This is a genomic window from Pseudophaeobacter sp. C1-32P7 (genome assembly GCF_041008775.1).
Classification (GTDB): Bacteria; Pseudomonadota; Alphaproteobacteria; order Rhodobacterales; family Rhodobacteraceae; genus Phycobacter; species Phycobacter gallaeciensis_A.
This window is the reverse complement of the sequence record NZ_JAXGFR010000012.1, coordinates 16,589-37,510: the sequence shown is the minus strand read 5'-3', so window position 1 is coordinate 37,510 and position 20,922 is coordinate 16,589. Positions and strand designations below refer to the sequence as shown.

The following is a 20,922-nucleotide window of genomic DNA, read 5'->3' as shown; positions in this document are numbered from 1 at the left end:
CAGCGGCAGCGAAGATCGGGGCCGGGGCGTGACCCCGGCGGCCCGCCTGCAGGCGGCGATCGAGGTCCTGGATCAGGTGATCGCAGGCGAGGCGGCGGAGAAGGCTTTGACCGGCTGGGCACGGCGCAGTCGCTTTGCGGGCTCCAAGGATCGCGCGGCAGTGCGCGATCACGTCTTCACAGCGCTGCGCTGCTTTCGCTCCCATGCGGTTCTGGGTGGCAGCCTGACGGGCCGGGGCCTGATCCTTGGCGGTCTGCGCGAGGCGGGCGTCGATCCCTCCGATATGTTCACAGGTGAAGGCTACGCCCCTGCGCCGCTCTGCGCCGAAGAACAGGCCGAGCCTGTCGGTTTTTCCAGTCCGGCCGAGGAATTCGATATTCCGGACTGGCTCTGGTCCTCCTTTTCAAGCAGCCTTGGGGACAATGCCGAGGCCGCAGCGCAGGCACTGCGCCAGCGCGCCCCAGTGCATCTCAGGGTAAACCTGCGGAAGGGCAGCGTCGCGGCGGCCCGCGCCGCGTTGGAGGAGGAGGGGATCTCAACCGAGCCCCATGCTGCTTCACCCACCGCGCTGGAGATCACCGAAGGCGCCCGCAAACTGCGTAACGGGGCGGCTTACAACAATGGTTTGGTTGAGCTGCAGGATGCCGCGAGCCAAGCGGTGGTGGATATGCTGCCGCTGCGTGATGGCCTGTCCGTGCTGGACTACTGCGCCGGAGGCGGTGGCAAGAGCCTCGCCATGGCGGCGCGTGCCCAAATCCGCCTGACAGCCCATGACATCGATCCCCGCCGGATGAAGGATCTGCCGGAGCGGGCATCGCGCGCTGGGGTTCAGATCAGCTGCCAGCCCACCGAGGCGGTTCGCTCTGCGGCGCCCTTTGATCTGGTGCTTTGCGATGCGCCCTGTTCCGGCTCCGGTTCTTGGAGGCGCGCACCCGAAGGCAAATGGCGCCTGACGCCGGAGCGGCTGGACGAGATCCGTGCCATTCAGGCCGAAATTCTGGATGAGGCGGCCGAACTTACAGCGCCAGACGGTGTGCTGGCCTATGCCACCTGCTCCATGCTGGAGACGGAGAACGGCGATCAGATCCGTGCCTTCCTGTCCCGCAGCCCGGAATGGCAACTGATCGGCGAAAAAGCCTGGGGGGTGCAGGATGGCACCGATGGCTTCTTCGCAGCGATGTTGACGCGGTCGAAGGCTGATTGATAAGTATCTGTCAACAAAAGCCGCTGCACCATTAACGTGGCCTTAACCTTGATGGCGGCGTATTGGCGGCATCTTGTCTTTTTTCGGAGCCGTAATGACAGGTCGCCCCACTTCCTCCGTTCCTTCATTGCGGGTGAATACCCCAGAGAATAAACGCCTTTTGATCGTTCTGCTGCTGGCAGGCGCAATGCTGGTGGCGCCTTGGGCGCTTGAGTGGCCTGACCGGGTCTCGCGCGGAATGCTCGCCGTTTCGCTGACTCTGGTGGCGGTGGCGCTTCTGATGGTGCTGCAATCCAGGGTGCGACTGAATGCCCGGGCGATGGCGACGGATCTTCTGACCGGTTTCATCGAAAAGGACGCCACGCCCACCTTCGTTACCGATGTGGACGGCAGCATTCACGCCTGCAACGAGGCCGCCGTGAAGCGGTTTTCCGAAGGCAAACAGGAAACCCTTGCCGGCACATTGCGCTCGGTTCTGGCCAATCCGACTGCAGTACTGTTCCGCCTGCAAAGCCAGGCGGCAAAAAGCGGTGCTGCGCGTGAGGATATCGTCACCCGGCGCGGTCATGTCCGTCTCGCGGTGCACCAGATGCAGGGCGGCAGCTTTTTGTGGCGGGTTGAGGATATTGCCGAACGCAGCAGCGGCAGCGGGCGCGGTGCCGAGGCGGTGCCAATCCCGATGATCACCGTGGGCCGGTCCGGCGCGGTTTTGTTCATGAACGAGGCCGCCCGCAAACTGATCGGCGAACGGGTCAAATCCACCGAGCGCCTGTTCACAGCACTGCCGGTCAATCCCGGCCAGCTCAACACCATCATGACCCAATCCGGGCCGGTGGACGTCTTGGCGACGGAGCTGAACCGCACCCAGGGCCGCAGCGAGCTTTACCTGATGGAGGTGGACACCTCCGGGCTCAGCGCTTCCAGCTCCGGGTTCGAAAGCCTGCCCGTGCCCTTCCTGAAAGTGGCGCCCAGCGGCGATATCCTGTCTCTCAACAAGATGGCCCAGCGTCTGCTGGCGGTGGAGCCGCGCGACGATCTGAAACTCGGTCAGCTGATGGAGGGACTGGGGCGCCCGATGTCCGATTGGCTGCGCGATACGGCCGCAGGGCTGGCCTCTAACAAGTCCGAATTCCTGCGGCTATCGCGCCGTGACCGCGAGGTTTTCGTACAGGTGACCCTGACGCGCACCTTCGAAGAGGGCGCGCCGGTTTTGATCGCGGTGCTGAACGACGCGACCGAGCTGAAGACGCTTGAGGCGCAATTCGTGCAAAGCCAGAAAATGCAGGCCATCGGCCAGCTTGCCGGCGGCGTGGCGCATGACTTCAATAACCTGCTGACCGCCATTTCTGGCCATTGTGACCTGCTGTTGCTGCGCCACGATCAGGGCGATCAGGACTATGGTGATCTGATCCAGATTCATGAAAACGCCAACCGGGCGGCCTCCCTTGTTAGTCAGCTTCTGGCGTTTTCGCGCAAGCAGACCCTGCAGCCCGAAATCCTGGACGTGCGCGACACGCTGTCGGACCTGACGCATCTGCTGAATCGTCTGGTCGGGGAGAAGGTGACTCTGACGCTCAGCCACGATCCGGTGATGCGCTCGATCCGGGCGGACAAACGCCAGCTGGAACAGGTGCTGATGAACCTTGTGGTGAACGCTCGCGATGCGATGCCCAATGGCGGTGAAATCCGCGTCGAGACAGAAGCGGTTACGCTGACGGCACCGCTGGAACGCGACCGGGCCAAAGTACCTGCGGGCGATTGGGTCACCATTCGGGTGTCAGATGAAGGTGTCGGGATCGATCCGGACAAGATGCAGAAGGTGTTCGAACCCTTCTACACCACCAAACGCACGGGTGAGGGCACCGGTCTGGGCCTGTCGACCGCCTATGGCATCATCAAACAGACCGGTGGCTATATCTTCATCGACTCGGTCAAGGATCACGGCACCCGCTTCACCCTGTTTTTCCCGGTGCACAAGCAAGACGCCGTGGAACATGCCCCAGTCGAGGCACCCGTCGAGGAAACCGCCGCGCCGCAGCATGGCGAGGGTGTGGTGTTGCTGGTCGAGGATGAGGCGCCGGTGCGCGCCTTTGCATCGCGCGCGCTGCGGATGCGCGGCTATACGGTGCTGGAGGCAGAATCCGCCGAAGACGCGCTGCGCACGCTGGAGGATCCGGGACTGAGCGTCGATGTCTTTGTCACGGACGTTGTGATGCCGGGGATGGATGGCCCCAGCTGGGTACGCGAGGCACTGAAAGAACGCCCCGATACCCGTGTTGTCTTCGTTTCCGGCTATGCAGAAGGCGCCTTTGGTGAAACGGACCCGGATGTGCCGAACTCGGTGTTCCTGCCCAAACCCTTCTCGCTGAGCCAGCTGACCGAAACGGTACACGCCCAACTTCACTGACGCTGCGCAGGCGCTGCCTGCTTTCGGCAGCCAGTATTTTTCTGACGAAAGGCGTCGGCGTTAGTCGCCGATGCTGTCGTAGAGTTCGAAATCCGCCGCACGCTTACGCCGCAGGATGGCTTCGACCTTGGGGTCCAGTGTCAACTCCATGGCGGGGCTGACGTTCTGGCGGTCGGTTGCGATCTTCATATCAAGCCGTTCCTCCAGAAAGGTTGTGAGCGCGGGCTGGTCCTCATATCGGAACAGATGCGTCACTGCGCAACCATTACGCTGTGGCTCCAGAAACTTAGCCTGACTTCCCACATCGGCAAATTTCGGCACATCGCCTTTGCAATAGGCTCGGACGAAATCGTCGAAACTGATCCCTTTGGTCGAATTCGGGGACCCATCCAGAAACGGCCGTTGACGAAACCGGTACCAGCTGCCCAGCCAGCTGATCGGCTCACGCATCACGGCGGCCAGCTCCAGCTCAACACCGCAGACCCGTTCGAACATCGGCCGGAACCAGCGGTTATAGCGGAACACAGGGGCATGTTTCAGCTGCGGCGGATCGGAGACTACGAAATCAGCACGATCCCGCAGCGCGGCCTGATAGGCCGTGGTGCCGGTTTTCGGAACCGAAAGAAGAACCAGCCGTTCGTCATAAAATACAAGCATTGCCACGGGGCTCCGAAAGGAAATCAATCTAAGACATACTATCAGATTGCATGTGTCACAATTCTTCCATTCAAAGGACAACAAAAGCGCCGCGAGAGCTTTGATGCGGTAGAGTGCAGTGCATTTCGCGTGGTCAGCTTAATACCTCGTGGAGGCCTTCGCTATTGAGGCAGTGCTGCAAAGCACCTGATTTTCGGTCTGACTGCTCTGGCGTGCTTCCGGTTGCAACGGAGTTGGCAAACTGTGCCACTATTGGGCGATATTTCGGTCTGGAAAGCGGGAAGAGAAGGTAAATTCTCCGCTCTGAAATAGCGCAAAGCGACATCGAATGTTGCGGAAACGCGCCATTTTTGCCCATCATTCAGAATTCGAAGTCTCGCCGAATTCTGGCCATTTTTGTAAAATAGGCAGATGTCGTGGGAAAAGGCAGGTCTTATTAGTGCTCCTTGAAAGTTTGGCAGGTGTGTCCCGTTCTTGCGGGTTTTTCTTATCGGGGGCAGGGGCGTGAAACAGCGGCTTCTGGTACTTGGCTGCGGCTTTGTGGCCGACCTTTATATGCGGTCCTTGGCGGTTATGCCGGGGATCGAGATCGCGGGCGTGTTTGATACCGACAAACAACGGCTCAAACACTTCTGCACCTACTGGAACCTGCCGCTTGCACCAACGTTTGAAGCATTGTTCCAAAGCGCGCCGGGTGCTCTCGTTCTCAACCTGACAAATCCAGGATCCCACTTTGAAACCAGCCGCGCCTGTCTGGGTGCGGGCCACCCGGTATATTCCGAAAAACCCCTGGCGACGACCTTTCCTGAGGCCAAAGAACTGGTGGATCTTGCCATTAGCCGCGGCTTGCAGATCGCTTCGGCCCCTTGCTCGGTCCTGGGGGAAGCGGCGCAAACTCTTGGTCAGGCTCTTCGCAACAATACCGCAGGCACTCCGCGCGCTATCTATGCCGAGCTGGATGACGGGTTCATCACCCAGGCTGAATACCACAAATGGCAGACGGAGAGCGGCGCGCGTTGGCCTTATGAGGATGAATTCCGGGTTGGCTGTACGCTCGAACACGCAGGCTATTACCTGGCCTGGCTGATCAGCTGGTTCGGAGCGGTCCGCACGGTAGTTGCCGCCAGCGCCGAGGCTGTTCCGGGCAAGGAGGGGCACGGACCGCATGCACCGGATCTGTCGGTGGCGACCCTGTTTTTCGAGAACGGCCCGGTCACGCGACTGACCTGTTCCTTTGTTGCGCCGCACAACCACCAGATCCAGATCGTCGGCGACGCAGGCGTGCTGAGCTGCGATGAAGCCTGGGACAATGATGCGAAAATCCGGTTCGCACGGCGTATCAAACTAAGGCGGCGCCTGATGGAATCGCCGTTGAAGAAACGGATCCGGCTCAAGCAGCCAACCCATCCCAAGGTTGGGAAATGGGGGGCTGCGGCGATGAATTTCATGCTTGGCCCCGACGAAATGCTATCCGCGCTTGCCGAAGGACGCCCGGGGCGGCTGTCCGGTGATTTCGCCCTGCACCTGACCGAAGTCACGCTTGCCATCCAGAACGCAGGCGAGTTCAGCGGAGCCCAGACCATGACAACCCGCTGCGATGCGATGGAGCCGATGCCATGGGCGCAGTGAACCGTATCCTGATCACCGGCGCGAGCGGCTTTGTCGGCTCCGCTGCCCTGCGCGCCGCCCGCGATCAGGGGATCGAGGTGATCGCGCTATACCGCGGCCTGCCGCACGCCGCGTGGGAGGATGATCTCGGCATCACTGCGGTAAAGCTGGATCTAACCGCGGCAGATGCCACCGAACAGCTGACCCCACTTGTCAGCGAAGTCGGGGCAATCATCCATGCCGCAGCGCATCTGGGTGATGATGCGGCGGCGCACGACCGTGTAACCTTGGGGGGGACGCAAGCGCTGCTTTCTGCTCTGGAAACCTGGCGTGGCACGTTCGTGCTTATTTCCTCCATTGCGGTCTACGATACGGCGGCGCTTGCCCCCGGTGACGCTCTGGACGAAACCTGCGCTCTGGCAACCGCCCAGAAAGCCCGTGATGCCTATTCTAAGGCAAAGCTCACACAGGAAGCGCTGGTCCAAGAGACTATGCCCGATGCCTGGCTGATCCGGCCCGGTGCGGTTTGGGGGGCCGGACGAACGTGGAACGCTCTGCTGGGGTTCTGGGCATCCAACGTTTTCGTGCAGATCGGCAAGGATGGCGCCTTACCTTTGGTTCATGTTGATCACCTTGGCGAAACCCTGATCCGGGCGGCGCAAAAGGAACCAAAGGGACCGGTGTCGATCAATGTGGTGGACGATGATCTACCTGACCGGAGGCGGTTTGTGTCGGTGCACAAAACTCTGACTGGCTGGCCCAAGTTCGTCCTTCCCATCACCTATGACGTTTGGCTGAAGCTGGCGCGCCTGTTGCGGCCGATATCAGCGGGGCTGCCGGGGTTGTTTCAGGAACCGATTATTCGCGCACGGCTGATGCCGCTGCGCTATCCCAACGCGGCCTTGCGGGCCACATTGGGTGGCAAGGATCACGCGCCATTCGAAGAGATGATGGCACAGAGCATCGCAGGTGAGCCATGACATTGCCGAAGCTTGCCTATCTGACCGGAGAATACCCGCGCGCCTCGGATACCTTTATCCAGCGTGAAGTCGCGGCGTTGCGGGCGCTGGGTCATGATGTCCTGACCTGCTCGATCCGCACCACGGGGGCCGAGCACCTAGTGGGTCCAGAGCAGCGCCAGGAGCATGCCTTGACCTTCAAGGTGCTTGGCGCCTGTAAAAAGCCCCTGCGCCTGCTGCGCGCGCATCTGCGCTGGATGCGAAATCCCGGCCGTTATATCGCTGCCTTGCGACTGGCCTGGAAAACGGCGCCCCGAGGGGTAAAGGGGCGCCTCTATAACCTGATCTACTTCCTTGAGGCGGGCGTCTTGGCGGATGAGCTGCGCCGACAGGAGGTCGATCATCTGCACAATCACATCGCCACTGCTGCTTGCACTGTGGCAATGCTGGCCTCGGAACTATCGGGCATCCCCTACAGTTTCACGATCCACGGGCCGGACATCTTTTTCAATCCGAACCATTGGCGGATCGATGAAAAGGCCGCACGGGCGCGGTTTGTTGCCTGCATCAGCGAATTCTGCCGATCACAGCTGATGTGTTTTGCCGATCAATCCCATTGGGCGCGCTTTCATATCATCCATTGCGGCATTGACCCGGGCCGCTACACTTCTGCGCCTCACAAGGGGGCAAACCTGCTCTTCGTCGGGCGGCTCGCGGCGGTCAAGGGTCTGCCAATTCTGCTTGATGCGTTGCGGGACCTCTCTGGCGACTGGAAACTGACGGTGATCGGAGACGGTCCGGATCGCGCCGCGCTTGAGGCGCAGGCACAGGGGCTAAATGTCGATTTTCTGGGTTACCGTTCGCAATCCGAAGTCGCAGAAGCGCTCTCGAGCACCGACGTCTTTGTCCTGCCCAGCTTTGCCGAAGGAGTGCCCGTGGTTCTGATGGAGGCAATGGCCTCGGCTGTGCCGGTTGTTGCAACAAGGATTGCAGGAATACCGGAACTGGTGGATCACGCCACCAGCGGGCTGCTGGTACCGCCCGGCGATCCGCAAGAACTGCGCGCGGCCCTGGACCATATGTTGGCGGACAGCAAGGCCCGGCAGGACATGGGGCTGGCAGGCCGTGCAAAGGTGTTGGACGATTTCAACATTCATACCGAAGCCGCCCGCCTATCCCGCCTGTTTACCAGCTATGCAGGCGGCAGCACCGTTCTGGAGAAGCGTCCATGACGCCGGTCGATATCGTTCTCATTGGGCGCAACGAGGGCGCGCGTCTGATTGCCTGCCTCGACTCGGTCCAGGGGCAGGCTCGGCACATTGTCTATGTGGACAGCGGCTCAGACGATGACAGCCTTCACGAGGCCCGCAAGTGCAACGCCAAAGTGGTGGAGTTGGATATGTCGATCCCCTTCACCGCGGCGCGTGCGCGAAACGCGGGGTTTGACGCGCTGGAGGAGCCCGAGTTTGTCCTGTTCATCGATGGCGACTGTGTTCTGGCATCCGGGTTCGTAGAGGCCGCGCGCGATTATCTGAACGATCATCCAGAGGTCGGCATGGTAACCGGCTGGCGCTCCGAGATCCATCCGGAGGCCAGCCCCTATAACCTTCTCTGTGATTGGGAATGGCATCGTCCGCCGGGCGAAATCATGGCCTGCGGCGGCGATATGATGGTTCGTGCTGCGCTATGGCAGGCCGTGGGCGGTATGAACCCGCAGGTGATCGCTGCCGAAGACGATGAGATCTGCTGCCGTTTTCGCAAATCCGGCCATACCCTCTGGCGCATACCCAGAGACATGACACGTCATGATGCGGATATGCTGCGGTTTGGTCAGTGGTGGACGCGAGCGGTGCGCACCGGCCACGGCTTTGCGCAGGTGCATCATCTTCATCCTGACTATTTTACCACAGAATGCAGGCGCGCCTATGTTTACGCCCTTGCGCTACCGCTCTTCGCACTCACTGCGGCTGCGGTGTGGTGGCCGTTCAGCCTGCCCATTCTGGGGGTCTATGCGCTCAATTGGGCACGCTCAACGGCGGGATTGCGCAGGGATGGCATTCCGCTCACCAATGCAAGATACCCTGGCTTTCTACTGACCCTATCAAAATTTCCGAACCTGATCGGCATGGTGCAATTTCACCTGCGCCGCCTAACCGGGCGCGACATGCGCATCATCGAGTACAAGTAAAGGAACATTCCATGGCGAGCGAAACCCGCATAGGCCTGATTGGCGCCGGATATATTGCCACCTGGCATGCGGACGCCCTCAAGGCGACGCCGAATGTGCGGATCGCGGCGGTCTGCGATGTCAATGAAACCGCGGCCAAAGGGTTCGCAGGACGATATGGTGCGCAGGCCTTTACCTCTGTCGATGATCTGATCGCTTCTGGTAGCTGCGACGCCGTGCATATCCTGACCCCGCCGCATCTGCACCGGGCGCTGGCCATCAAGTGCCTTGAAGGCGGGCTCGATGTGTTGGTTGAAAAACCGGTTGCTGAATCAGCGGCCGAGACCCGCGAGATCGAGGCGGCAGCCACCAAAGCAGGCAAGCGGTTTTGCGCCGGGCACAACTTTCTGGGTCTTCCCTCCTATCAAAAGATGAAAGAGGACATGCGCGCTGGGGCCTACGGACGGGTGTCTGGCTGTGACATCAGCTGGGCGTTGCCGCTCGCACCGCTCCGCTCTGGCCCCTATAATCTTTGGCTTTTGCGCGAGCCAAAAAACCTCCTGCTTGAACTAGGGCCGCATCTTTTTGCCTTTGCGCATGATCTTTTTGGTCCTGTCGAGGTGCTGCATGCCCAGGCGGAATGGCCCGTCGCCCTGCCTGGAGAGGATATGCGCCCGCAGGGATTCCGGATCCTTGCGCGGGCTGGTGCTGTGCAGATCACCTTTACCCTTGCCATGGTCGAAACCACCGACAACCGCAGCGTGACGCTGCGCGGATCCAGCGCGCGGGCGCGGCTGGACTATGCGCAGGACGTGCTTGTTGTTGAGCGGGAAAACACATCGGACTTGGTGGCCAACCCGCTGCGTAGACAGCTGGACCTGTCCCGCCAGCACCTGTGGCAGGGGATAGGGAACGCGGCGGTTCAGACTGCGTCTCTCAATACCAAAAACCCATACGGGCGCAGCTTTCGTGGCATGAATGCGGCCCTTTATGCAGCGGGTCCCAGCGCGGCGCATGCAAAGCCTTATGCTGGCGAAACCGCGGTTGAGGTCATGCAGGCGATCGACGATGCTATCGCTCTATTGCCCGAAAAGGTTTTGCGCGCCGCCGCACCTGCCGTTCAAACCAGAAAACCAAAGCCAAGCGTCATGGTGATCGGCGGAACCGGTTTCATCGGCCGGGCACTGACACGGCGCCTTGTCGCCGACGGCCGCGATGTGCGGGTCCTGTCGCGCAGCCGCTCTGGCCCGTTTCCTGATCTTCCCGACAAGGTGGAAACCGTGAGCGCCTCGCTACACGATCTGAAGGCATTGACCGCAGCAATGCAGGGGATCGAGGTGGTGTTCAATTTAGCAAAGGCGCTTGAAACCACATGGGAGGATTGCCTGATCAACGACGTGGGGGTTGCGACACGCATCGCCGAAGCCTGCCAAATGGCAGGTGTAAAACGGTTGATCTACACTGGCACAATCGCAAGCTATGACATGTCGAACCCTGCACTGACCATCACCGAAGAGACGGGATTTGCAGAGGATCTGACCGACCGCAATCTATATGCGCGGTCCAAGGCAGAATGCGAAAAGCAGCTGATGAAGCTCCACCGCGAGCGCGGGCTGCCTGTAACAATTGCCCGTCCCGGCATCGTCGTCGGGCCCGGCGGACCGCTGCAGCACTGGGGGATCGGTCGCTGGCACGGTGCCGGGGCGGTTCGCATTTGGGGCCACGGGCGCAATATCCTGCCCTTCGTCCTGAACGAAGATATTGCAGATGGACTTGTCCGGATGATGGATGCCCCGGTCGAAGGGCAGAGTTTCAATCTCATCGGTGAGCCGATGCTTTCGGCGCGTGACTATTTTGACGCCATCGAGACCGCACTCGGCGCCAGAATCCGCGTGAACTCCGGCAACCTGTTTGCATTCTACGCGTCGGATGCGGTCAAATATGCGCTCAAGAAATATGCTCTGCGCCGGTCCGGCGTAATCCGACCCAGCCTCGCAGATTGGAAAAGCCGAGCACATTATTCGCCATTCAGCAATGAAAAGCCAAAACAGGTACTCGGCTGGAAACCGGAAACCGACCGTGCGGTGTTCGTTGAGAAAGCCATAGCCAATGCTAACTTGTTTGGGTTTTGATCCCAGGGGAAGGGGCCTCAGTTTCCCCCCCCTTGCCTGAAGTCAGAATTATTTAGAAGCTCCCTGCAGTCTGTCCGTATCGTTTTAAAGGCTGCATCAGATCCTTTGCCTGTGCCTGAGGGGGGAGGTTCTGGTGCGCGTGGCGGGCGCTTCCCTTTGCCAACTTCGTCTGGCCAGGGACAGCCTCAGCGTTAGACACAGCGGTTCCTGTGCCGGTCCTCTACGCCTTCTCGGAAGTTTTACTTGCAATGTTCCCGTTTTGATCTCATAAGGAACAAGAGGCGAACAAAGCAAGTGATTGCCGCAACCCCACGGGTATGACACATAGAAGGGGATTAGGGATTATGGCGGATCTGTTGACCATGAAAAACAAAGAGAGCGGTGACAAGCAAAAGGCGCTGGACAGCGCGCTTGCCCAGATTGAGCGGCAGTTCGGCAAGGGCTCGATCATGAAGCTTGGCGACGGCAAGGCGATCCAGGAGATCGAAGCCAGTTCGACCGGGTCTCTGGGGCTGGATATCGCGCTTGGGATCGGCGGCCTGCCGATGGGCCGGATTGTTGAGATTTACGGCCCGGAAAGCTCCGGTAAAACGACACTGACGCTGCATTGCGTGGCCGAACAGCAGAAAAAGGGCGGCGTCTGCGCCTTTGTTGATGCGGAACACGCGCTGGATCCGCAATACGCGGCCAAGCTGGGCGTCGATCTGGACGAACTGCTGATTTCGCAACCCGATACCGGCGAACAGGCGCTGGAGATTACTGATACGCTGGTGCGGTCTGGTGCGGTCAACATGGTGATCGTGGATTCGGTGGCGGCACTGACACCCAAATCCGAACTTGAAGGCGACATGGGTGATTCCAGTGTTGGCGTGCAGGCCCGTCTGATGAGCCAGGCCATGCGCAAGCTGACCGGGTCCATCAGCCGCTCCAAATGCATGGTGATCTTCATCAACCAGATCCGCATGAAGATTGGCGTGATGTTCGGCTCGCCCGAAACGACAACTGGCGGTAACGCGCTGAAATTCTACTCTTCGGTCCGCCTTGATATCCGCCGCATCGGCTCGATCAAGGATCGGGATGAGGTTGTCGGCAACGCAACCCGCGTCAAGGTCGTCAAGAACAAGGTGGCGCCGCCCTTCAAACAGGTGGAATTCGACATCATGTATGGCGAAGGCATCTCCAAGATGGGTGAATTGCTCGATCTGGGTGTGGCCGCCGGTGTGGTCAACAAATCCGGCGCATGGTTCTCTTACGGAGACGAACGGATCGGGCAGGGCCGTGAAAACGCGAAACAGTTCCTGCGGGAACATGCGGAAATCGCCTATGATATCGAAGACAAGATCCGCGCGGCACATGGGCTCGACTTTGACCGCCCCGACGGCGGCGGTGACGATGACATTCTGGAGGCCTGAGGCCGCCCGGATGTGATCCGATCCAATATGAACTGGGGCGCAACGCAGGTTGCGCCCTTTTTCGTTTCGGCGGGCAGTGGACAGGGCTGCGCTCTGGGGCTAAACCTGCCTGAAACCCTGACAAAGCCCGAAAAGGGATCCCGCATATGGCGACGCTGAACGACATCCGCTCCACCTTCCTGAACTACTTTGCCAAGCAAGGCCACGAAATCGTGGAATCCGGTCCGCTTGTGCCCCGCAACGATCCCACCCTGATGTTCACCAACTCGGGCATGGTCCAGTTCAAGAACCTTTTTACCGGGGTCGAGCATCGTGATTACAAACGTGCCACCACCGCGCAGAAATGTGTGCGCGCGGGCGGCAAGCACAACGATCTCGACAACGTTGGCTATACCGCGCGCCACCACACGTTCTTTGAAATGCTGGGCAACTTCTCCTTTGGGGACTACTTCAAGAAAGAGGCGATCCCCTTTGCCTGGGAGTTGATCACCAAGGAATTCGGCATCGACAAGAGCCGTCTGCTGACCACCGTCTATCATACCGACGACGAAGCCTTTGAAATCTGGAAAAAGGTCGGCGTGCCCGAGGACCGGATCATCCGCATCGATACCTCGGACAACTTCTGGCAGATGGGGCCGACCGGGCCCTGCGGTCCGTGTACTGAAATCTTCTACGATCACGGCGATCACATCTGGGGCGGCCCTCCGGGCAGCGCTGATGAAGATGGCGACCGTTTCATCGAGATCTGGAACGTCGTTTTCATGCAGAACGAACAGTTCGAAGACGGCTCGATGAAGGCGCTGGACATGCAGTCCATCGACACCGGCATGGGGTTGGAGCGTATCGGTGCGCTGCTACAGGGTAGCCACGACAACTATGACACCGACTTGTTCAAGGCGCTGATCGAAGCCTCGGCCGATGTAACAAACGTTGATCCTTATGGCGATCAAAACGTGCACCACCGGGTGATCGCGGACCATCTGCGCTCTACCTCTTTCCTGATTGCTGACGGCGTGATGCCTTCCAATGATGGGCGCGGCTATGTGCTGCGCCGCATCATGCGCCGCGCCATGCGCCACGCGCACCTGCTGGGCGCCAAGGATCCTGTGATGCACCAGTTGGTCCCAGCCCTGGTACAGCAGATGGGCGCCGCCTATCCAGAACTGGGCCGCGCGCAGGCGCTGATCCAGGAAACGCTGCACCTGGAGGAAAACCGTTTCAAACAGACGCTGGACCGCGGTCTGAAGCTGCTGGATGATGAACTGTCCGGACTGGACGAGGGCGCACCCCTGCCGGGTGAGGCTGCGTTCAAGCTTTATGATACCTACGGCTTCCCGCTGGACCTGACGCAGGACGCCCTGCGCGAAAAGGGGCGTGAAGTCGACACCGACGGCTTCGATACCGCCATGGCGGCGCAAAAGGCCAAGGCGCGTGCCGCATGGTCCGGCTCGGGCGAAAGTGCCGACAGCACCCTGTGGTTCGATATTGCCGATGAACATGGCGCCACCGATTTCCTCGGCTATGAAACCGAAAGCGCCGAAGGTCAGATCCAGGCCATCGTCAAGAATGGCGAGATCGTGCGTGAGGCGGGTAAGGGCGATAGCGTTCAGCTTATCCTGAACCAGACGCCGTTCTATGCCGAATCCGGTGGTCAGGTCGGAGACAGCGGTGAAATCCGTCTCGAAGGTGGTGCCCTGCGCGTCACGGACACCAAGAAAGCTGCCGATGTCTTTATCCACTTCTGCGAAGTGACCGATGGGATCGTGACGGTCAATGCACCCGCGCAGCTGGTGGTGGATCACACCCGCCGCAGCGCCATTCGTGCCAATCACTCCGCCACGCACCTGCTGCACGAGGCCCTGCGGGAGGCGCTTGGCGATCACGTGGCACAGCGCGGCTCGCTTAACGCTGAGGATCGTCTGCGCTTTGACTTCAGCCACGGGAAGGCGCTGAGCGCCGAGGAGCTGACCCAGGTTTCAAAAGACGTGAACACCTATATTCGCCAGAACACCCCGGTGGAGACCCGGATCATGACGCCGGATGATGCCCGTGCCCTGGGTGCGCAGGCGCTGTTTGGTGAGAAATACGGCGACGAGGTTCGTGTCGTCTCCATGGGGCGCGCAGCAACCGGCAAGGGTCACGACAAACAGACGTATTCCATCGAACTCTGCGGCGGGACGCATGTGAAGCAGACCGGTGATATCGGTTCCTTCGTCATCCTTGGCGACAGCGCATCCTCGGCTGGCGTGCGCCGTATCGAGGCGCTGACCGGCGCTGCAGCCTCTGAATATCTGGAGGCCGAGGCGGGCCGGATGGCGGATGTGGCAGCGATGCTGAAGGCACAGCCTTCCGATGTCATCGACCGCATCAAGGCGCTGATGGACGAGCGCAAGGCGCTGCAGAACGAGGTGTCGCAGCTGAAGCAGCAAGTCGCTATGGGCGGCGGTGCGTCCGGTGGTGTCGAGACCAAAGAGATCGGGGGTAAGACCTTCCTCGGTCAGGCGCTGGAAGGCGTTTCCGGCAAGGATCTGCGCGGGCTCATTGATGCACATAAACAGAAACTCGGTTCTGGTGTGATCCTGCTGATCGCCAACGACGACGGTAAGGTCGCAGTCGCGGCCGGGGTTACCGATGATCTGACTGGTCAGGTGTCCGCGGTAGATGTGCTGAAGGCTGCTGTGCCTGCTGTTGGCGGTAAGGGCGGCGGTGGCCGTCCCGATATGGCGCAGGGCGGCGGCAAGGATTTTGCCGGGGCCGAAGCGGCCATCGCGGCTGCAGAACAACTTTTGGAGGGATAATCATGGGCGCACTCTGGATTGCTCACGTCACGGTCACCGATGCGGAGGCCTATGGCAAATACGCTGAGCTGGCCGGCCCAGCGATTGCGAAACACGGCGGCAGCTTCATCGCCCGCGGCGGAAAGTTCGTACAGCTGGAAGGCAAGGAACGCCCGCGGAACGTGGTGGCGAAATTCCCAAGCGTCGAGGCCGCCGTCGAATGCTACAACAGCCCCGAATACCAGGAGGCGTTGAGCCACGCGCGCGACGCCTCTGAGCGTGAACTGATGGTGGTGGAAACCTCTGAATAATTGCGGTTTTCCGCGACCTGCCCGAAAAGGGCAGGGTGAGACAAAAAAGGAGCGCAGGTCATCCTGCGCTCCTTTTCTTTTGCCGGGATGCCACCAGCAATCAATAGGGATCGCGGGGTCGTCTATCGTCCGTCAGGCTGGAGGTATGGCAGGTCACCAGAAGCTCGATCGCATCGGCCAGGTGCTCTTCCTGTATGTTGTAATCTCCGCGGGCGACGCGGATCTTGTGGGCTTCGATCATTACATCCGCATGGGTGCAGCCGGTGGGCGGTTCAAACCTGTAGCAAGCCAGCTCGATCATCAGCCCCAGCGGATCCTTGAAGTAGATCGAATCCATGAAGCCGCGGTCCTTCGCGCCGGAGTGGCCGATGCCGCGGTCCTTCAGCCGTTTTTCAACTTGCGAGAACATGGCCCTGCTGACGTTGAACGCGATGTGATGCACGCAGCCGGGTTCCGTTGGGGTGCGGCGGCGGTCGGGCGTGCGGGTTTCATTGGTGAAGACGGTAATCAGCCGCCCATCACCGGGGTCGAAATAGAGGTGGCCTTCGTCCGGATTGTCCAGATTGGGCTGATCAAAGACGAAGGGCATGCCCAAGAGGCCTTCCCAGAAATCGATCGATGTCTGCCTGTCGGCGCCGGTCAGCGTGATGTGATGGACGCCCTGTACCTGAATTTTCTGCATTCGGGTCCTCCTGTAATTTTGGCGGACCCTATCATGAATGTGGCATAGAAAAAGGCCGCCCCGGGGGGCGGCCTCGTAAATGTGATCAGCCGTTAGACTTGGCCATCCGCTTGCGTTCATGCGGATCCAGGTAGCGCTTGCGCAGGCGTACGTTGTTTGGCGTGACTTCGACCAGCTCGTCGTCATTGATATAGGCAATTGCCTCTTCCAGCGACAGCGTCATCGGGGTGGTAAGGCGCACTGCCTCATCCGTGCCAGAGGCGCGCACGTTGGTCAGTTTCTTGCCTTTCAGCGGGTTCACTTCCAGATCGTTGTCACGGGAGTGTTCGCCGATGATCATGCCAGTATAGACGTCGGCCTGGGCGCCGATCATCATCTTGCCGCGCTCTTCGAGGTTCCACAGAGCGTAGGCAACCGACTGGCCGTTCTCCATGGAGATCAGCACACCTGCACGACGGCCGGGAATGGGGCCTTTGTGCGGGGTCCAGCCGTGGAATACGCGGTTCAGAACACCGGTGCCGCGGGTGTCGGTCAGGAATTCACCGTGATAGCCGATCAGACCACGCGAAGGCACATGAGCGATAATCCGTGTCTTGCCAGCGCCTGCGGGCTTCATCTCGACGAGCTCCCCCTTGCGGGCGCCAGTCAGTTTTTCGATCACCGCGCCGGAGTATTCGTCATCAACGTCGATGGTGGCCTCTTCGACGGGCTCCATCTTGACGCCGGTCTCTTCGCGCATGATCACCTGCGGGCGGGAGATCGACAGTTCGAACCCTTCACGGCGCATGTTTTCGATCAGAACGCCCATCTGCAGTTCGCCGCGGCCCGAAACTTCGAAAGCCTCGCCGCCGGGGGTGTCAGCGATCTTGATCGCGACGTTGGATTCGGCCTCTTTCATCAGGCGGTCACGGATAACGCGCGATTGGACCTTCTTGCCATCACGACCCGCTAGCGGGCTGTCGTTGATGCCGAAGGTCACGGTGATGGTGGGCGGGTCGATGGGCTGGGCATCCAGGGGTTCGTCCACAGCAAGGGCGCAGATTGTATCGGCCACGGTCGCCTTGGCCATGCCGGCGATGGAGACGATGTCGCCCGCCTGGGCTTCTTCGATGTCCTGTTGAGCCAGACCGCGGAACGCCTGAATACGGGTCACGCGGAACTGTTCGATCTTCTGGCCCATGCGGGTCAGCGCCTGAACCGTCGCACCCACTTTCAGAGTGCCGGATTCGACACGGCCTGTCAGAAGGCGGCCCACAAAGGGGTCGCTGCCCAGCGTGGTGGCCAGCATGCGGAAACCTTCATCCTGACGCTTGATCTGTGCAGGCTCGGGCACGTGGTTGACGATCAGGTTGAACAGCGCGTGCAGGTCCTTGCGGGGACCGTCCAGCTCTGCATCGGCCCAGCCATTGCGGCCCGAGGCGTACATATGCGGGAAGTCGAGCTGGTCCTCATTCGCGTCAAGCGAGGCGAAGAGATCGAAACATTCGTCCAGTGCGCGGTCCGGCTCGGCGTCGGGCTTGTCCACCTTGTTCAGCACCACGATGGGACGCAGGCCAAGCGCAAGCGCTTTGGAGGTCACAAACTTGGTCTGCGGCATCGGGCCTTCGGCGGCATCGACCAGCAGCACAACACCGTCCACCATGGACAGGATCCGCTCGACCTCACCGCCAAAGTCGGCGTGACCGGGGGTGTCGACGATGTTGATCCGTGTGCCTTTCCATTCGACCGAAGTCGGTTTGGCAAAAATGGTAATGCCCCGCTCGCGCTCCAGATCGTTGCTGTCCATGGCGCGTTCCGCCACAGCCTGGTTTTCGCGAAAGGCGCCGGATTGTTTCAGCAACTCGTCGACCAGGGTGGTTTTCCCGTGGTCCACGTGTGCAATGATCGCAATGTTGCGCAGGTCCATGACGTCAGCCTTTGTAAGGAAGTTGCGCCGCGCATAGCCCGATACCGGCCCGAAGGCCAGAGAAAATCCGCAAACACGGCGCAAAGGCCGCTGCGACGCAGCGATTTGGGCGCCGGGGCGCCTGTGTCAGTGGCCAGAAGACCCTGAAAACAGATGAATGACAAGGATTCCCGCCAAGATCATCGCCATGCCAAGCACGGCCGGCAGGTCCAGTTTCTGGCCAAAGACCACAAGACCGATCACCGCGATCAACACGATGCCGAGCCCGGACCAGATGGCATAGACGATCCCCACCGGCATCACCTTAAGGGTCAGGCCCAGCATGTAGAAGGAAAACCCGTAGGCGACCAGAACGATCAGGGAGGGCATCAGGCGGCTGAACTGCTGGCTGGCCTGCAGGGCGGTGGTGCCAATGGTTTCGGCGGCAACTGCGATGATCAGGTAGATGTAGTGCACGGGCATCGCGGCCTCCGAAGTTTCCGGGAGAGATGTGGTGTCTTCCGGGTATCGCAAGCCGCTGCGTTGGAACAGCCCCGAAAAACGTGCCGCGCGAAAATTCCGCATCCTGGCCTTGCTAAATCTATCTGAAGGGCTGCGGGAAGAGCCCGTTTCTACGGGGCGCGCGATTGTGGATGATCGTTAAAACAGCTTTCAATTTTCTAACCAAATGGCAACGAGTTTTGGATAGAGAGAAGTCCGGAAGGAAATCTGATGAAGCATTTTCTGGCCGGTATGGCGGCTTGTATCGTTGTTGCATTGTCGCCGTTGCTGGTTCTGGCTTCGAACAAAGACCTGAGCCCGGGCACGCCAATCCTTGTGGTGTCGGCGCCATGGGGGCCGGATGCACCCGACGTGATCGCCGGATCCGGTCTGCAGGAGATTTCCCCCGAACGTGCGCCGTTTGGTGCGCTAACAGTGCTTGAGGATCTGGCGGACGCCAGACGGTTAAAAGAGAACGGCGCTTGGTTTGTGGTCGATGGAACGGTGATCGCCCAGATCTGCGCAGAGTGAGTAAAGGGGCTGCTCGAGTATGGGCAAGGTTACACAAGGCGATGGGCTGGATATGTCCACCGTCACAAACTCATCTGACAAACAGTTTCAGCGTCTGGCCACTCTGGTCCTGCTGCCTGCTCCGGCCCTGGTGGCCTATTTCGTTGATGGCGCGGTGCCGTGGTGGCTAATGGCCAGCTTGAGCGGTGCGTTGGGCCTGTTGACCTGGCTGTCAAAAGGATTCTCCGATAGTTTTCGCGATTATGTCATCGCCTTCTGCTATATCGGTCACAGCATCCTGTTCACGAGTTCCTTTACCGGTCATGCTTGGCAGATCGACAGTCATATGCTGTTCTTCGCCTCGCTCGCCGTGGTGTCGACCCTCTACAGTCCCGGCGCGGTAATCTTTGCCACCGTGCTTGTGGCGGTTCATCACCTTGCCTTCAGCCTGATGCTGCCCTCCTTGGTGTTCCCGGGCGGCTCGGTCCTTGCCAGCATCGAACGCACGGTGATGCACGCCGTGATCCTGCTGCTGGAGGCCGGTATTCTGCTGATGAGCATCTATCAGCGTCAGGCGGCCCGTAGGGCGCTCGAAGAGCAGCAACAGGCGCTGCAGGAAGAGGCAGCCAAGGCCGAGGAAGCTGAAGAGGAAGCCCTGCGCAGCAAGCGGGATTCAGAAAACGTTGTGATGATTTTCGACGAGAGCCTGAAAACTATGGCGGCAGGAAAACTCAGCGGTCGTATCACCGGAGATTTCCCGCATGAGTACGAATCCATGCGCGACGCCTTCAATGAACTGGCGGAAAGCCTGAACTCGGGCATTGGCACCGCAATGACGATCTCCGGCGATTTCCGCAACGATGCGCATTCCGTTTCTGAGGCGGTGCAAAGCCTGTCGGCCCGGACGGAATCGCAGGCGGCAACCCTGACCGAAACCACGGCAGCCCTTCAGGAGCTGAGCGAGTCCGTGAAGAAAAGCGCGGCTGATTCCGGCAAGGCCGCCGAGAATGCACGCACGGCCTATCGCGGTGCGGTGGAAAACGGCGATCTGATGTCCGCAGCCGTGGATGCCATGGGAAACATCGAACAGTCCTCCAACGAGATTTCGACGATCATCAACGTGATCGAGGATATTTCCTTCCAGACCAACCTTTTGGCGTTGAATGCGGGCGTCGAGGCCGCCCGCGCCGGAGAAAGTGGCCGAGGCTTCGCTGTTGTGGCGGCCGAAGTCCGGGCACTGGCGCAGCGCACCGCCGACGCTGCAAACGAGGTGAAGTCGCTGATTGGAACCAGCGCCAAGCAGGTCAAGGAAGGATCGGAACTGGTCAACAAGGCTGGCGACGCCCTTCAGGATATCGTCGCGCGGGTTTCCGAAACCAATAAGCTGATTGAGGCAATCTCCGGCACATCAACCGATCAGGCTTCGGCCCTGTCCGAAATGGCTTCGGCGCTTAGCACGCTGGACGGGGCGACCCAAACCAATGCCGCCATGGTTGAGGAAATGACCGCCATGAGCATGAGCATGGACAGCAAGGCGCGTGAGCTGGCCGGAACGCTGTCGCGTTTTGAGCTTGATGATCAGCAGTCAGGTATGGGTGGAGCAGGGGGGCTGCGTCTGGTGAGCTGACGCAACCCTGCCCAGCAATCTGGGTGTTCCGTCCATCGCATTGGCCGGGCCGAATTAAGTAAATGAATTGAAACGGGGGCGGT

General features: G+C 60.2%; 16 protein-coding genes. 12 read left to right on the top strand and 4 right to left on the bottom strand.

Going from position 1 to position 20,922, the window contains the following annotated elements; genetic code table 11:
* Positions 1-28: 28 nt before the first annotated feature.
* Positions 29-1,204, top strand: a complete 1,176-nt coding sequence (locus tag SM763_RS16585) for an RsmB/NOP family class I SAM-dependent RNA methyltransferase (protein ID WP_368999218.1) — start codon at positions 29-31, stop codon at positions 1,202-1,204.
* A 94-nt stretch (positions 1,205-1,298) separates the two neighbouring features.
* Positions 1,299-3,611 (top strand): hybrid sensor histidine kinase/response regulator, encoded by a 2,313-nt coding sequence (locus SM763_RS16580; protein ID WP_368999217.1) that lies wholly within the window; start codon positions 1,299-1,301, stop codon positions 3,609-3,611.
* A gap of 60 nt (positions 3,612-3,671) precedes the next feature.
* On the opposite strand, the gene SM763_RS16575 is transcribed toward SM763_RS16580, so the two are convergent.
* The gene (locus SM763_RS16575) at positions 3,672-4,268 is read right to left on the bottom strand and encodes a gamma-glutamyl kinase (RefSeq protein ID WP_368999216.1); all 597 of its coding nucleotides are present in this window, start codon (positions 4,266-4,268) and stop codon (positions 3,672-3,674) included.
* 504 nt (positions 4,269-4,772) lie between these two features.
* Here SM763_RS16575 and SM763_RS16570 point away from each other — a divergent pair.
* The 8 genes from SM763_RS16570 to SM763_RS16535 all read left to right on the top strand — a co-directional run bounded on the left by SM763_RS16570 (position 4,773) and on the right by SM763_RS16535 (position 15,634).
* Positions 4,773-5,897 (top strand): Gfo/Idh/MocA family protein, encoded by a 1,125-nt coding sequence (locus tag SM763_RS16570; protein WP_368999215.1) that lies wholly within the window; start codon positions 4,773-4,775, stop codon positions 5,895-5,897.
* A complete protein-coding gene (locus SM763_RS16565; protein WP_368999214.1) occupies positions 5,885-6,856 on the top strand; it encodes an NAD-dependent epimerase/dehydratase family protein in 972 nt (323 codons plus the stop codon). The genes SM763_RS16570 and SM763_RS16565 overlap by 13 nt, the downstream gene beginning before the upstream one ends.
* A complete protein-coding gene (locus tag SM763_RS16560) occupies positions 6,853-8,067 on the top strand; it encodes a glycosyltransferase family 4 protein (RefSeq protein WP_368999213.1) in 1,215 nt (404 codons plus the stop codon). Before SM763_RS16565 ends, SM763_RS16560 begins: the two co-directional genes overlap by 4 nt.
* Positions 8,064-9,023, top strand: coding sequence for a glycosyltransferase family 2 protein (locus SM763_RS16555; protein ID WP_368999212.1), 960 nt, complete (start codon positions 8,064-8,066; stop codon positions 9,021-9,023). Before SM763_RS16560 ends, SM763_RS16555 begins: the two co-directional genes overlap by 4 nt.
* Positions 9,024-9,034: 11 nt before the next feature.
* Entirely contained in the window at positions 9,035-11,134 is a 2,100-nt protein-coding gene (locus SM763_RS16550; protein WP_368999211.1) for an NAD-dependent epimerase/dehydratase family protein, read from the top strand.
* Positions 11,135-11,478: 344 nt separating this feature from the next.
* Positions 11,479-12,546: a recombinase RecA gene (gene recA / locus SM763_RS16545; RefSeq protein ID WP_065270335.1), complete on the top strand. Its 1,068-nt coding sequence runs from the start codon at positions 11,479-11,481 to the stop codon at positions 12,544-12,546.
* A 146-nt stretch (positions 12,547-12,692) separates the two neighbouring features.
* Positions 12,693-15,344 carry an alanine--tRNA ligase gene (alaS, locus tag SM763_RS16540; RefSeq protein WP_368999210.1) on the top strand — a complete coding sequence of 884 codons (2,652 nt, stop codon included), beginning with the start codon at positions 12,693-12,695 and terminating at the stop codon, positions 15,342-15,344.
* Between the two features lie 2 nt (positions 15,345-15,346).
* Positions 15,347-15,634 (top strand): DUF1330 domain-containing protein, encoded by a 288-nt coding sequence (locus tag SM763_RS16535; protein ID WP_274834188.1) that lies wholly within the window; start codon positions 15,347-15,349, stop codon positions 15,632-15,634.
* A gap of 100 nt (positions 15,635-15,734) precedes the next feature.
* Here SM763_RS16535 and SM763_RS16530 read toward each other — a convergent pair whose 3' ends face one another.
* The 3 genes from SM763_RS16530 to SM763_RS16520 all read right to left on the bottom strand — a co-directional run bounded on the left by SM763_RS16530 (position 15,735) and on the right by SM763_RS16520 (position 18,684).
* Positions 15,735-16,316, bottom strand: a complete 582-nt coding sequence (locus tag SM763_RS16530) for a VOC family protein (RefSeq protein WP_065270332.1) — start codon at positions 16,314-16,316, stop codon at positions 15,735-15,737.
* Between the two features lie 85 nt (positions 16,317-16,401).
* On the bottom strand, positions 16,402-18,222 hold the full coding sequence (gene typA / locus SM763_RS16525; RefSeq protein ID WP_368999209.1) for a translational GTPase TypA: 1,821 nt from the start codon (positions 18,220-18,222) through the stop codon (positions 16,402-16,404).
* A 126-nt stretch (positions 18,223-18,348) separates the two neighbouring features.
* Positions 18,349-18,684, bottom strand: coding sequence for a DMT family transporter (locus tag SM763_RS16520; RefSeq protein ID WP_368999208.1), 336 nt, complete (start codon positions 18,682-18,684; stop codon positions 18,349-18,351).
* 249 nt (positions 18,685-18,933) lie between these two features.
* Between SM763_RS16520 and SM763_RS16515 the strand changes: the two genes are divergently transcribed.
* The gene (locus SM763_RS16515) at positions 18,934-19,233 is read left to right on the top strand and encodes a hypothetical protein (RefSeq protein ID WP_274833643.1); all 300 of its coding nucleotides are present in this window, start codon (positions 18,934-18,936) and stop codon (positions 19,231-19,233) included.
* A 19-nt stretch (positions 19,234-19,252) separates the two neighbouring features.
* On the top strand, positions 19,253-20,839 hold the full coding sequence (locus tag SM763_RS16510; protein WP_368999207.1) for a methyl-accepting chemotaxis protein: 1,587 nt from the start codon (positions 19,253-19,255) through the stop codon (positions 20,837-20,839).
* The last annotated feature ends 83 nt before the right edge of the window (positions 20,840-20,922 follow it).